This is a genomic window from Bacillus sp. JK74 (genome assembly GCF_053663395.1).
Window position 1 is genome coordinate 733,659 of the sequence record NZ_JBSJQB010000001.1, and the last position, 12,700, is coordinate 746,358.

Genomic DNA, 12,700 nt, shown 5'->3' on the forward strand with positions numbered 1-12,700 from the left:
CTTAATCATCCTTTTTTCTCTTTTTCGGATTCCATAAATACGATTTCGTATGCTCCAGCCAGGCTCTGGCGGCAAAGGACATATAGCGGTCTTTCCGCCAAATGATGGCTAAATGCCACGGAATGACCGGATGAACGAGCGGAATGGTTCTGACTTTGTCAGGATCAAGACCGCGGCAGATTCTTTCCGGCAGCAGGCCGATACCGAGATTGGCGGATACCATTTCGCTGATAAAGTCCCACTGTGATGTTTCATAAATGACGTGCGGCCTGAATCCGGCTTTCACGCATTCCGTCATAATTCGATTATGAAGGACAAAATCCTCCCTGAAAAATATGAACGGCTCCTCTTTCAATTCGTGAAGACTGCATTCTTTCTCGTCAGCGAGCCGATGTGACGGATGCACGACGAGCATAAGGGTTTCCTTGACGATTGTGAAGGTATGAAAAATCTCTTCATTCGCGGGAAGCACGACGACCCCGATATCAAGCGAGCCGTCCTCCACCCCTTGCTGCACTTTAATAGAGCCGTCCTCAACAAGCTGAAACGTCACATCGGGGTATGTGACGCGGAAGTCACCGAGCACTCTCGGGAAAAAGCCGGACCCGATCATCGGCGGAAGACCGATGCGGACGTGCCCTTTCTTCACTTCCATAATATCGTTCAGCTCTGACGTCAGGTTTTGGAATGACTTTGTGATTTCCTGCGCCTGCACATACATGCTCTGCCCGGCGTCAGTCAGTTCAACTTGCCGGCCATTGCGGTAAAACAGCTTAATGCCGAGCTCCGTCTCCAGGTTTTTAATCATTTTTGAAATTGTCGGCTGTGAAACATACAGCGACTGTGAAGCCTTCGTAAAGCTTTTCAAACGGGCCACTTCCAAGAAATACGTTAAGTGCCGAATATCCATTACATTTCATCCTTTCTATAGACAAAAGGAATACACATTATTCTTTATATGTATTTTACCTATAGCAAAACCTTCTGTACAATATAAATATAAGGGAGGCATCATTATGAAAAAATTGCTGCTTACCGTTATTCAAATCGCTCTGCTGTTTATATTTGCGCGTCTGATCAATTGGGTCACGGCGGCTCTTCATATAAATATTCCCGGCAGTATAATCGGGATTGTGATTCTTTTCACATTATTGCACTTCAAGATTATCAAACTTGAATGGATTGAGCTTGGCGCAGCATGGCTCCTCGGTGAGCTGCTGCTGTTTTTCATCCCGTCTGCCGTCGGAGTGATTGAATACGGAGATATTATGTCTAAATTCGGCGTAAGCATTTTACTTGTCGTCGTCATCAGCACATTTGTCGTGATGGTTTCAACAGGCACGCTTACACAGCTGATAGCAAAAAGAAAGGAGAAAAAACAAACGTGTTCATCGGAATCATAAGTTTATTCTTAACTGTCTTAGTGTATTTGGGCGCGAAAAAACTCTACATTCGTTTTCCGCGGGTGTATACGTCGCCGCTTCTGATTACGCCCGCTGTTTTGGTCGTCCTGCTGCTTCTTGTCAATGTCCCGTATCAGACATACAATCTCGGCGGCGGACTGCTGACCGATATGCTTCAGCCGGCAACAGTGGCGTTCGCCATCCCGCTTTATAAATATTTCCCGATTTTAAAGAAATACGCAGTGGAAATTATTTTGAACGTAGCGGTCGGTTCATGTATCGCCATTCTGTCAACAGCCTTTATCGCAAAATGGTTCCATCTCGGCAGCAGCTTAGTCGACAGTCTCGTGCCGCGATCCGTGACGACGCCGATTGCTATGAACGTTTCAGAAATGATCGGCGGGATGCCGGCCGTTACAGCGGTTTTCGTCATTTTAACGGCTTTATTGGGAACGATCATCGGGCCGATGGTCATCCGCTATTTCCGCATTGATAACGAAATTGCCCGGGGCGTGCTGCTCGGAACTAGCGCGCACGGAGCGGGAACATCTAAAGCATTTGAGCTCAGCTCCGTATCAGGAACGATCTCAAGCGTGTCGATGATCCTCGCCGCGATTATGACACTGTGCGCGGCCCCGATTTTGCTTTCGTTTATGTCATAAAAGACTGCTCCTTACAGAGCGGTCTTTTTTTAGTTGCCATGAAGAATTGATTTGTCTGTCCTTCATAAAAAGACGAAAACACGATATGATAAGACATGAAGTGAAAAGACTGAAGAACGGATGTGTCATATGAACGGCCAGCAGCGAAGCAGCATCAGAAAAGGACTTGAAGTCGATATCGTCCTGAAAGCCGATCAGCGTTCAGGAAAGCTGACAAGAGGAATCGTGAAGGATATTTTGACGAACTCAAGCTTCCACCCGCGCGGCATTAAGGTCCGCCTTGAAGACGGGCGAATCGGCCGGGTGCAGCACATTATTGAATAGAAAAAAGCCGGAGCTTCACGCCCGGCTTTTTTTCTTTAATTTCAGCAATGAAATCCTCATATGTTCTCCCTTTATATACAAAAAATTTTTAACCAACTATTGACTCTTACGTTGCGTAATACTTTAGAGTAGCCATTAAGGAGGCGGCAAACGTATGGGTATGAAAGTAAAAGAAGTAGCTGAACTGATTGGAGTAAGCATACGCACTCTCCATCATTACGATCAAATTGGATTATTGACTCCTCAGGAAACGACCGATTCCGGTTATCGGCTTTATTCTGAAGAGAATCTTGAACAGCTGCAGCAGATACTATTTTTCAAGGAGCTCGATTTCTCCTTAAAAGACATTAAAGAAATCATTAATAGTCCTTCATTTAACCGAAGGGAGGCATTCATTTTACAAAAGAAAATGTTGATTGAGAAACGGAATAGAGTCGATAAAATGATTGAAACCATCGATAAATCAATCAAACATTTGATGGGAGAGATTTGCATGACGAACAAAGAGCGGTTTGAGGGAATGAACTTCAATCATAATCTTTATGAACAAGAAGCTCGCAAACGGTGGGGTGATCAACCTGTCGATAAGGTAAATATTAGATTGAAAAACATGACTGATGGTGAGCAAAAAGATTTATCTGATAAGTGGACTGCAATGTTCAATAAATTTGCACTCCTTATTAACCAATCTCCCAAGTCCCCAGACGTACAAACAGCTATCAAAGAGTGGTTTGATTTTCTCAATGAAAATTTTGGTGAATATTCTTTTGATGCCTTTTACGGATTAGGTCAACTCTATATTGAAGATAAACGCTTCACTAAGAACATCGATCAGTATGGTGAAGGGTTGGCGAAGCTCATGAGTGATGCCATTACAATTTATATAGATCATCAAAAAAAGGGTGGTACCCATTAAAATCATTATCGAGGATACAATTGGGCAATACGAAAAGTTATTTTCGATGATTGAAAATAGAGAAGATTATTATCGGTATTCAATGATGAAACCTTTTGAAGATATGTGGAAAAAGATTAATGTTCCCTTAAAGGCAAAAGAACCTAACGGATATGATGTAATCATGGCTGCAAATATGCTGGGCTATCTGAGCATATTTGATACGGAAACCGGAAGAAAAGCACTAAAGAATCTAAAAGAAATTCAAGCTCCTCAAATTGCATTTGACACTTTAACTCATTGTGTTAAATTTATCAAACAAAACCGCTTAAAAATAAATGCTGATGAAATAAGGTTTGGGATGTATCTGGCCAATCAAAAAAAGCTTGAATTACATAGAGGGTATTGTGGATTAGGAGGAATTCCGGGATTTATTCAAGTTTCAATATTCCCCAATTCATATAACATACCGAGACTGCCTGCTGTAATCGCACATGAATTTCATCATAATATTCGTTTTTCGTATTTCAATTGGGATTATGGGAACGTAACGGTTGGGGATTACTTAATGATAGAGGGGTTGGCAGAATCGTTTGCCAAAGAACTTTACGGAGAAGCTCTGTTAGGTCCCTGGGTTACTTCTTTTGAAAAAGAAGACTTAGAATACTCAAAAGAAATTATCAAAGACTCATTAAATGTGAAAGGATTTGCTGAAGTCAGCAGTTACATGTTTGGTGACACCTTTGCAGCCGAACAAGGTTATCAGCCTGTCGGCTTATCACCGTTTGCAGGTTATGCGGTTGGCTACCAAGCGGTGCAATCCTTCATGAAAGCCAACAATGTGGGGATTAGCGAGGCCACTTTACTTGGCACAGATGAGATACTAAGTAATAGCGGTTTTTTTTCTTTAAACAGTAAGATATGAAGATTATTTATCCGGATTAGAGCGATGGAAGAGGGTTTTCTTTTCCCCTCTTTCCACGCTATAAATGACCATCCTATTTTTTCCGCAAGAAAACAACCTTCAAATAGTTCCCTTCTTTAAACGCGGGAATCGTTTTGAAATCTTCCGGAAGCGTGTATTCTTCCAAAATGTCGTAACGCTCATTTGTTTCTTTAAAGGCGGTCTCTATAAAATCTTTAAATTTCTTCATATTGAAGGCGCTGCTGTTTGTCGAAGCGACGATGATGCCGTTTTTTGCGGTGATGGCGATCGTTTCCTTCAGCAGGTTTTTATAATCTTTCGCCGCGCTGAACGTCCGTTTTTTTGTGCGGGCGAAAGAAGGCGGATCAAGGATGATGAGGTCAAACGCCAGCCCTTTTTTCTCCGCATAGCCGAAGTATTTGAAAACATCCATGACTTTAATGTCATGCGCCTCATAATCAATTCCGTTGGCGCTGAACTGTTCAATCGTTTTTCCGAGACTGCGGTTGGCGACATCGACGCTTGTCGTTTTCTCAGCTCCGCCAAGCGCCGCCGCAACGGAAAATGCCCCCGTATAAGAGAACGTATTCAGCACCCGTCTGCCGTTTGCATACTTGTCCCGAATCGCTTTGCGTACATGACGCTGGTCTAAGAAAATGCCCGTCATCGCCCCATCGTTTAAATCCACCGCATACCGTATGCCGTTTTCTTGAACAATGACCGGAAAAGCTCCTCTTTCGCCTTTGACAAAATCGTCGTCTTCCACGTATTGCCCGGCAGTATCGAATCGTTTCTTTTCATAGATCGCTTTATAAGAAAGCTCCAGTCCGTCAATCGCCTCAATCATGCTGTCCTTATAAGCGTAAATGCCTTTACTGTACCATTGAATCAGCAGATAACCGTCATAAAAGTCAATCGTGACGCCGCCGATGCCGTCGCCCTCACCGTTGAAAATCCGGAACGCCGTCGTATCGGGCGCCTTAAACAGATGAGCTCTTGCTTCAACCGCTTTTTTCAGCTTGTCCAGAAAGAAACGTCCGTCGATCCGTTCATCTCTCGCGCGGGACAGCACCCAGCCGACTCCTTTATTCTGCAAACCGTAATAGCCTTTTCCGATAAACTCACCCTTCTCGGATGTCACATCAAAAAGATCGCCCTCTGTTAAATGAGCCGAGCTTCCGGACAGAGCGTCTTTTTCAATCAGGGGGAATCCTTTTTTCAGCTTTCCGGCAAATGTATCTTTCACTGTAAGTAGCTTCATTGTGCATTCCTCTTTCGTTTTGCTTTCTCTTATCGTACCATAAAACATGATCAACACCGCATTGTCCCGAAAAATTCAAAACAGGGGGAAAACCATGACAGCCAAAAGAATCGACCATACAGGCATTATGGTCAAAGATATTGAAACATCCATCGCCTTTTACCAAGACGTTCTCGGTATGCAGTTAAAGGATCGTATCACTCATACGAACGGCATTATTGAACTTGCCTTTCTCGGCTTTCAAGAAGGGCCGGAGACAGAAATTGAGCTGATCCAGGGCTACAGCAGCGAGCTTCCCGCAGAAGGAAAAGTGCACCATGTCGCTTTATTGACTGAAGATATCGCGGCGGAGTTCACGCATGCGAAGCGTCAGGGCGCCGTATTCATTGATGAAGAAATCACGACGCTTCCGAACGGGTACCGCTACTTTTACATTGAAGGACCTGACGGCGAATGGATCGAATTTTTCCAGCGTTAAAAAAACGGGCGAAAGCGCCCGTTTTTTTTTATGTTTCTTCTGTGACGTTTTGTTCCGCCGCCCGTTCCTCTCTCCATTTTTGAAGATCCCAAATTCGGAAAAACGGATAATAAATGATAAATGTAATCAGGAGATTGATCAGCTGCATGACCGAACCGGAGATTTTCCCGCCCGTCGCCAAATAACCGGAAATCAGCGGCGGCATCGTCCACGGCACGGCGATTCCCGCCGGTTTTGCCACCATCCCCGTGCTCATCCCGATGTACGTCGCCGTAATGGTCAAGAGCGGCGCAACAATAAAAGGCACGATTAACAGCGGATTCATGACGAGCGGCATCCCGAAAATAATCGGTTCGTTAATGTTAAAAATCGCGGGCCCGATGCCGAGACGGCCGAGCTGTTTCATCTGTTTGCTTCTGGAGCGCACAAGCATGGTCAGCACAAGGGCAAGCGTCGCTCCGCTTCCGCCGACATTAATCCATATTTGAAAGAACTGTGTCGTAAAAATGCTCGGCAGCGCTTCTCCCGCCTGAAAAGCCAAACGGTTGGCGTCCATCGCCCCGTACCAGATCGGCGACATGACGCCGCCGATTATGGACGCGCCGTGTATGCCGCACGACCAAAGAAGCATTTGCACGAATTCGGCGATAAGACTTCCGCCGAGACTCCCGCCCAAAATAGACAGCGGGGTGCCCAGCAGATCGCCTACGACATTGTGGAGACTTTTAAAAGGAGTTATTTCAATAAACAGACGGGCCAGCCATACAAGCGTAATAATAATGAAACCGGGGATGAGCGCAACGAACGATTTGCTGACCGCAGGCGGCACTCCGTCAGGCATCTTAATGACGATATTTCTTTGTATAATAAACCGGTACACTTCCGTAGACAGCATTGCAATGATCATCGCGACAAACAGACCTTTGCTTCCGAGCAGCGAAATCGGAATGCCGCCTCCCACCATAATCTCTGTTGACGAGCCGTCAGGGATAAACGGAATCTGATACGGCGTCGCCAATAAAAAGGCGGCAAGGGCAATGGCTCCCGACGACAGGGCATCCACCTCATAGCTTTCCGCAAGCCGGTAAGCAATCCCAAAGGCGGCGACAAGCGCCATAATGTCAAAGGACGCATTCACGGGATACCCGAGCTTTTCAACCCAATTTTCACCGAAAAGACCAGCCATAAAATCGGCATAACCGGGAATCGGAAGACTCGTCAGAATCAGAAAAACCGATCCGATGATGATAAGCGGCATAGTCAAAATAATGCCGTCCCGCAAAGCTCTTAAGTGCCTTTGGCCGGCGACTTTTCCGGCGACAGGCATGATTTTTTCTTCCATGACCCGATTGAACGTACTCATTTATCAAAAACCCCCTTTTTGAGTTCATTGCGCAGATGTCTTAAAGCATTTTCTCCATCATATTTTGGAAACGCTTACATTTGCATACAGAAATTTTCCTTATCCCTCAGGAAAAAAAGAATTCCGCACTGCCGATATATAAAGAAAAAGGGGGAATCGCAATGTATCACACCCTGAAACCGATAATGGCCGCGGCCTTGTGCGTCGGACTGTTCTCCGCCGCGGCGCCCGCGCACGCCGAGACGCACGACCGGGACGTTATCGTGGTGTACAAAAATCAAAACGGCAAGGAATCCGCCATAGACAGCGGAGCGGATGTGGAACAGACCTATCAGCATCTCCCGGCAGTCGCCGTGTCAGCCGATTCGCAAACGGTGAAAGACCTGAAACAGGACCCTGACATCTTATATGTAGAAGAGAATGTATCCTTTCAGGCAGCAGGCGGTTCTGATATCCGCCCGTTATCAGCGGCCCAAAGCAGCAGTTACGCGCTGCCGCAATGGGATATCGAACCGACTCAGGTCAAGCAGGCGTGGAAAGAAGGCTTGACCGGAAAAAAGGTAAAAGTGGCTGTCATTGACAGCGGCATTTACCCTCATGATGACCTTTCCATTGCCGGAGGCTATTCCGCAGTCAGCTATACTTCCTCATACAAAGATGACAACGGACACGGGACGCATGTCGCCGGAATCATTGCGGCCAAACATGGCGGATACGGCATTGACGGCATCGCGCCGGATGTCCGTTTATATGCGGTTAAAGCATTGGACAGAAAAGGTGCGGGAGATCTTAAAAGCCTTCTTAAAGCGATCGACTGGTCGATCGCCAATAAAATGGACATCATCAATATGAGCCTCGGGACAAACGCAGACAGCAAAAGTCTTCACGACGCCGTAGACAAAGCTTACAAAAAAGGAATCGTGATCGTTGCCGCCGCAGGAAACGACGGCAACAAAAAACCCGTCAATTATCCGGGCGCCTACAGCAGCGTAACGGCAGTCTCAGCGTCAACTGAAAAAAACGGGCTCGCGTCTTTTTCCACGACCGGAAAACAAATTGAATTTGCCGCACCCGGCACCAATATTACGAGCACGTATCTGAATCAAATGTACGCCACGGCTGACGGCACATCTCAAGCCGCGCCGCACGTCACCGGCATGTTCGCGCTGCTCAGGCAGAAATATCCGGAGGAAACAAATACACAGCTCCGGCAGCAGATGCAGCAAAACGTCAAAGATCTGGGCGCTCCCGGACGTGACAGCCGATTCGGGTACGGACTGGTGCAATATCACACAAAGCAAAAGAGCTTTGCCGAACGGGCCGTAATAAAAGCGGAAAAAACGAAAAAGCAAGCAGATATCAATGAAGCAAAAACGGCAGTCAGCAAACTGTCCAAGTCAAAAGGAAAAACCGCTCTCGAGGCGCGGATCAATAAAGTTCAGACGGAAAGAAATGTGACGGACGCAAGAGACAAAGTCCGGACTGCCGAAAAACAAAAGAAAAAAACCGCCGTCAACGCCGCACAAAGCGCCATCCGCAAATTACCGGCCGGTTCAGAGAAAAAAGGGCTGCAAAAGCGGCTGAACGCTGTCAACTCAAGCCTTTTGAGAACTGCTGAGGCCAGCGTCAAGCAGGCGGAAAAAAAGACCTCTGAAGCCAACACCGCAAAAGCCCAAAAAGCAGTCAGCAAAATCCAGCCGGGAAAAGAAAAAACCGCTCTGGAAAAACGGCTTGGCCGGATAAAAGATAAACTCAACCGGCAGCAGGCAAGGGACAAAGTAAAAACGGCGGAAAAAACCAAGACGAAAAAAGCAAAATCAGCGGCGCAAACGGCAGTCAGCCGATTGAAGCCGTCTGCCGAAAAGACCAGCCTGCAAAAACGCGTGCGTGCGATTCGGGTGAAATAATAAAAAAACGCTTGTGAGCCGGTCAACGGCTTCACAAGCGTTTTCATCACACCTGCCTATTGGTTCATGGCCGGGCGGTCAATCGTGTTCCATTTCGTAAAGGACATATATCGGAAATAATGATCACGATACGGGTGCGAAGTGCCTGTATTCCAAGGCTTGTCCCCGCCGCAGAAATGGACGATGGCCGGTTCGGCACGTGTTTCTCTATAACGTATACGGTCGATCAGTTCAGGAGGCGTTTTCTCATTCATGATAATATGCGTCTGCGCGTTCCAGCGCGGATGCAGTTCATGCCATTGATCATATAAAATCGCGTTAAGCGCGTCCTGATCATGAAACACGAGAAAATCCTCCGAGCTGTTATCATTGATAAAATCAATCACTTTTTTAGAAATATTCTGTTTTCTCCAAGGTTCGAAATCTATAATCATAATACCGGAATTAAAATACTTGGCAGTGTCGCTGATATTCATTTTTTTCAGTCTTTCATGCTGTCCGGCATCTTCTACCGCCGCAACTATTGCCGGGGAAATATCCAAGTCCCATAAAACCGAAATATCTTCCATCACAATTGCATCGCAATCGATGTAAATCATCCGCTTTACGGACTCATCCTTAATTAAATCAGGGATAGAAATGCGGTAATAAGCCGCTTTTGTAATGTGGCTGCTTTCGACTGCATGCTTGTATTGATCAGCATCCACTTCTAAAAATTCAAGCGGCGTCCCGAATGACATCGCGGTCTGTTCAAGCTTGTCCTTGTTTTCGGCAGTAATTCCGCCGTCGATCACATATAATTTGGCATTCCTTGTTTTATCCATATTCATCAATAAAGAAGCGAACATCCCACCCAAATGACGAGCATAATTATCATCGGCACATGATACGATATGCATTGTTTCATTCTTTCCCACTGATATTCATCTCCCTTTTTGTTGTACAAATGTCTTTCCCTTTTTTAAAAAAGTAAACCTCGTTCTTACACATTTTTTCTGAGGGAATGTGCTGTTTGCGATTTGATATCTATTGCATTCTCTATTCAAATTCAATCAGGATTTCAGCCTGAATCATCGTCAGAATACATCGCGCGGGAAAGCGAAAACACCTAAACATAAAAACAACCAGCCGGACTGCGTATAATAGCGGTCCGGCTGGTTGTGACGGGTCAATCTTTTAATCGACTTCTTTCTTAATCCCAAGCATCTTTTCGTCTAAATAATGGGCGATGTCCGCCGCTTCCTTCAGCTCGTCGGTCAGATGCTTTGGGACTTCGTTATTTAATTTGTAATAAATTTTATGTTCAAGGCTCGCCCAAAAATCCATGGCGATGGTGCGGATTTGAATTTCCGCCTTCACATATTCCACACGATTCGTCAAATAAACGGGAATTTCAATAATCAAATGCAGACTGCGGTAGCCGTTCGGCTTCGGATGTTTGATATAATCCTTCACCTTTACGATCTTCAGATCCTTATGCTGCTTCAAAACCTCAGCGACATTATAAATATCGGAAATAAAGGAACAGATAATCCTGACACCCGCGATATCATGAATATGCTCTTTCATTTCCTGCGTCGTCACATCGCAGCCTTTTCGCATCAGTTTATTGACGATGCTTTCAAAACTTTTCACGCGTGATTTTGTATGCTCGATCGGGTTATGCCCGTGAATCAGATTATATTCCTGGCTGATGATCGAAAACTTCGTATCCAGCTCATCTAAAGCGAATTTATAAACTAATAATTCATTTTTCCAATCTTCCATGACCGTTTTTAAATCATCCATATGGGCTGTTGACAAGTCCATTTTTTTCATCTCCTTGCTTTGCTGTCCATATATGAGACGGGTCAGTCCGCGGTCAGGTTCTTTACAATATCGTGAAGATTATGTCATAAAAAAAAGCAAATGCCGGTTATGGCATTTGCCCTTTCATTTGATCAGCGGAAATAACTGATCAGGAGTCCGATTGAAAGCAGGAATCCGAAGAATGTATTGGTTTGCGCCGTTGATTTCATCGCAATAATCATGTTCATCGGCATTTCGTTTTTCACAAAGCCTTTCACGGCCTGAACGGGTTTCGGCACGCTCAAAAAGACCAGGAACAGCCACGGGCTTGTGTAACCCATGATGACAAGACCGACGATCCAGATGTAAGCGATGGCAAAAGATGCGGCCAGTATCATGACGGCCCCTCTATGCCCCATCAAAATGGCCAGCGTTTTACGTCCGCCTTTTTTATCTTCCTCAATATCACGGATATTGTTGGACAGGTTAATCGCTCCGACCAGGATGGCGATCGGGATGGAAATCAAAATGCTCTGTTCATTAATTCTGCCTGTCTGAATGAAGAAAGAAATAAGGACAAATACAGAGCCCATGCAAATGCCGGAGAACAGTTCCCCGAACGGTGTATACGCAATCGGCAGCGGGCCGCCCGTATACAGATAGCCGATCAGCATGCCGGCAAGGCCGATAGCCGCAAGCCACCAGCTGCTGCTCATGCAGATATAAACACCGAGCACGAGGGCAATCGCATAAGAGCCGAGCGCCAGCTGCAGAATTGTTTTCGGCTTCATGCCGTGGCGGACGATCGCTCCGCCGATACCGACGGAATCCTCCGTATCTAAACCGCGTTTAAAATCGTAATATTCATTGAATAAGTTCGTGGCGATCTGGATCCAAAGACAGGAAAACAGCATGGCCAAAAACAGCAGGAAATCAACCTTTACGTAAAACATCGCCAATACGGTGCCGAGAAGTACGGGCACAAACGATGCCGTCAATGTATGAGGGCGGGTTAGCTGCCACAAAATGCGGCCCATGCTTTCTTTCTCGGGCGTCTTTTGGCTGCCCCCCATATTGTTTTGATTCATTTTCCTCTTCCTTTCTATTAAAAGGCTTTCACAGTCAGCCGATAACAGTAGTGTTGAATTGGGGTTTTCACGTTTTCTGCTACCTTATCTATCATAATAATTTCTTCCTCATTTCACAAGATGCGGCGCTTTATCAGCTATCCTGCCGGAAACGGCTTTTCGCCCTTCTCCATTGGGGTTCGGCACAAGCCTGCTTAAGAAAAAGCCGCCAAAATTTTTTTACCTCGTTTATATTTACGATAAGTTAAAAATCCCGCCTGAACAGCGCTTTTTTAGTATGATCATTTTCCAATTTATACATGCGTGTTTTCCATCCTTTTGTTTCTCATTCATTTTTAAGGAAATTTTAAGCTTAGGATATTAGACATATTTTGAAACTTTTTGTTAATCTAATCGTCATATACTGGTGTAATTATTGAATACGCGGGGAAGGAATTTTGAATATGATGCAAAAATTAAAACGTGCTTATGAAAATACATTGATCAAATGGACGTTTCATACGGGCTTTTATTTTCTGATATTAGTATTGCTCTTTTGGATGTATGGATTTCATACAGCGAATACCGGCACTTATATTTACAACGATTTCTAATCGGGGAGGATAA

The 12,700-nt window shown here is 45.3% G+C and carries 14 protein-coding genes; 8 read left to right on the forward strand and 6 right to left on the reverse strand.

What is annotated here, in order from left to right; genetic code table 11:
- Position 1: 1 nt before the first annotated feature.
- A complete protein-coding gene (gene cidR / locus ACWJJ5_RS03720) occupies positions 2-910 on the reverse strand; it encodes a cidABC operon transcriptional activator CidR (protein ID WP_003150908.1) in 909 nt (302 codons plus the stop codon).
- A 106-nt stretch (positions 911-1,016) separates the two neighbouring features.
- On the opposite strand from cidR, the gene ACWJJ5_RS03725 reads away from it, so the two are divergent.
- The 5 genes from ACWJJ5_RS03725 to ACWJJ5_RS03745 all read left to right on the forward strand — a co-directional run bounded on the left by ACWJJ5_RS03725 (position 1,017) and on the right by ACWJJ5_RS03745 (position 4,209).
- Positions 1,017-1,403, forward strand: a complete 387-nt coding sequence (locus ACWJJ5_RS03725; protein WP_007407725.1) for a CidA/LrgA family holin-like protein — start codon at positions 1,017-1,019, stop codon at positions 1,401-1,403.
- Positions 1,385-2,065 carry a CidB/LrgB family autolysis modulator gene (locus ACWJJ5_RS03730; RefSeq protein WP_012118753.1) on the forward strand — a complete coding sequence of 227 codons (681 nt, stop codon included), beginning with the start codon at positions 1,385-1,387 and terminating at the stop codon, positions 2,063-2,065. Before ACWJJ5_RS03725 ends, ACWJJ5_RS03730 begins: the two co-directional genes overlap by 19 nt.
- A gap of 129 nt (positions 2,066-2,194) precedes the next feature.
- Positions 2,195-2,389, forward strand: coding sequence for a YwbE family protein (locus tag ACWJJ5_RS03735; RefSeq protein WP_003150901.1), 195 nt, complete (start codon positions 2,195-2,197; stop codon positions 2,387-2,389).
- Between the two features lie 154 nt (positions 2,390-2,543).
- Positions 2,544-3,305, forward strand: coding sequence for a MerR family transcriptional regulator (locus ACWJJ5_RS03740; RefSeq protein WP_454022200.1), 762 nt, complete (start codon positions 2,544-2,546; stop codon positions 3,303-3,305).
- A gap of 46 nt (positions 3,306-3,351) precedes the next feature.
- Positions 3,352-4,209, forward strand: a complete 858-nt coding sequence (locus tag ACWJJ5_RS03745) for a DUF2268 domain-containing protein (protein WP_454022201.1) — start codon at positions 3,352-3,354, stop codon at positions 4,207-4,209.
- Positions 4,210-4,282: 73 nt separating this feature from the next.
- On the opposite strand, the gene ACWJJ5_RS03750 is transcribed toward ACWJJ5_RS03745, so the two are convergent.
- Complete coding sequence (locus ACWJJ5_RS03750; RefSeq protein ID WP_454022202.1) at positions 4,283-5,470, reverse strand: class I SAM-dependent rRNA methyltransferase; 1,188 nt, start codon at positions 5,468-5,470, stop codon at positions 4,283-4,285.
- A 94-nt stretch (positions 5,471-5,564) separates the two neighbouring features.
- Here ACWJJ5_RS03750 and ACWJJ5_RS03755 point away from each other — a divergent pair, with 94 nt between their 5' ends.
- Positions 5,565-5,948: a VOC family protein gene (locus tag ACWJJ5_RS03755; RefSeq protein WP_003150894.1), complete on the forward strand. Its 384-nt coding sequence runs from the start codon at positions 5,565-5,567 to the stop codon at positions 5,946-5,948.
- A gap of 28 nt (positions 5,949-5,976) precedes the next feature.
- Here the strand turns inward: ACWJJ5_RS03755 and celB are convergent, their stop codons facing one another.
- Entirely contained in the window at positions 5,977-7,311 is a 1,335-nt protein-coding gene (celB, locus tag ACWJJ5_RS03760) for a PTS cellobiose transporter subunit IIC (RefSeq protein WP_015387525.1), read from the reverse strand.
- Between the two features lie 161 nt (positions 7,312-7,472).
- On the opposite strand from celB, the gene ACWJJ5_RS03765 reads away from it, so the two are divergent.
- Positions 7,473-9,218 carry a S8 family serine peptidase gene (locus ACWJJ5_RS03765; RefSeq protein ID WP_454022203.1) on the forward strand — a complete coding sequence of 582 codons (1,746 nt, stop codon included), beginning with the start codon at positions 7,473-7,475 and terminating at the stop codon, positions 9,216-9,218.
- A gap of 56 nt (positions 9,219-9,274) precedes the next feature.
- Here ACWJJ5_RS03765 and ACWJJ5_RS03770 read toward each other — a convergent pair whose 3' ends face one another.
- The 3 genes from ACWJJ5_RS03770 to ACWJJ5_RS03780 all read right to left on the reverse strand — a co-directional run bounded on the left by ACWJJ5_RS03770 (position 9,275) and on the right by ACWJJ5_RS03780 (position 12,094).
- Positions 9,275-10,135: a glycosyltransferase family 8 protein gene (locus tag ACWJJ5_RS03770; RefSeq protein WP_003150888.1), complete on the reverse strand. Its 861-nt coding sequence runs from the start codon at positions 10,133-10,135 to the stop codon at positions 9,275-9,277.
- Positions 10,136-10,394: 259 nt separating this feature from the next.
- A complete protein-coding gene (locus ACWJJ5_RS03775) occupies positions 10,395-11,027 on the reverse strand; it encodes a GTP pyrophosphokinase (protein WP_007407732.1) in 633 nt (210 codons plus the stop codon).
- A gap of 131 nt (positions 11,028-11,158) precedes the next feature.
- Positions 11,159-12,094: a 1,4-dihydroxy-2-naphthoate polyprenyltransferase gene (locus tag ACWJJ5_RS03780; RefSeq protein WP_003150884.1), complete on the reverse strand. Its 936-nt coding sequence runs from the start codon at positions 12,092-12,094 to the stop codon at positions 11,159-11,161.
- A 443-nt stretch (positions 12,095-12,537) separates the two neighbouring features.
- On the opposite strand from ACWJJ5_RS03780, the gene ACWJJ5_RS03785 reads away from it, so the two are divergent.
- Positions 12,538-12,687: a teichoic acid D-Ala incorporation-associated protein DltX gene (locus ACWJJ5_RS03785; RefSeq protein ID WP_003150882.1), complete on the forward strand. Its 150-nt coding sequence runs from the start codon at positions 12,538-12,540 to the stop codon at positions 12,685-12,687.
- Positions 12,688-12,700 lie beyond the last annotated feature (13 nt).

Coding starts and splice junctions, on each gene's coding strand:
- ACWJJ5_RS03755 (WP_003150894.1), top strand. CDS start 5,565: ATGACAGCCAAAAGAATCGACCATACAGGCATTATGGTCAAAGATATT.
- ACWJJ5_RS03775 (WP_007407732.1), bottom strand. CDS start 11,027: ATGGACTTGTCAACAGCCCATATGGATGATTTAAAAACGGTCATGGAA.
- cidR (WP_003150908.1), bottom strand. CDS start 910: ATGGATATTCGGCACTTAACGTATTTCTTGGAAGTGGCCCGTTTGAAA.
- ACWJJ5_RS03740 (WP_454022200.1), top strand. CDS start 2,544: ATGGGTATGAAAGTAAAAGAAGTAGCTGAACTGATTGGAGTAAGCATA.
- ACWJJ5_RS03735 (WP_003150901.1), top strand. CDS start 2,195: ATGAACGGCCAGCAGCGAAGCAGCATCAGAAAAGGACTTGAAGTCGAT.
- celB (WP_015387525.1), bottom strand. CDS start 7,311: ATGAGTACGTTCAATCGGGTCATGGAAGAAAAAATCATGCCTGTCGCC.
- ACWJJ5_RS03780 (WP_003150884.1), bottom strand. CDS start 12,094: ATGAATCAAAACAATATGGGGGGCAGCCAAAAGACGCCCGAGAAAGAA.
- ACWJJ5_RS03725 (WP_007407725.1), top strand. CDS start 1,017: ATGAAAAAATTGCTGCTTACCGTTATTCAAATCGCTCTGCTGTTTATA.
- ACWJJ5_RS03765 (WP_454022203.1), top strand. CDS start 7,473: ATGTATCACACCCTGAAACCGATAATGGCCGCGGCCTTGTGCGTCGGA.
- ACWJJ5_RS03785 (WP_003150882.1), top strand. CDS start 12,538: ATGATGCAAAAATTAAAACGTGCTTATGAAAATACATTGATCAAATGG.
- ACWJJ5_RS03750 (WP_454022202.1), bottom strand. CDS start 5,470: ATGAAGCTACTTACAGTGAAAGATACATTTGCCGGAAAGCTGAAAAAA.
- ACWJJ5_RS03745 (WP_454022201.1), top strand. CDS start 3,352: ATGATTGAAAATAGAGAAGATTATTATCGGTATTCAATGATGAAACCT.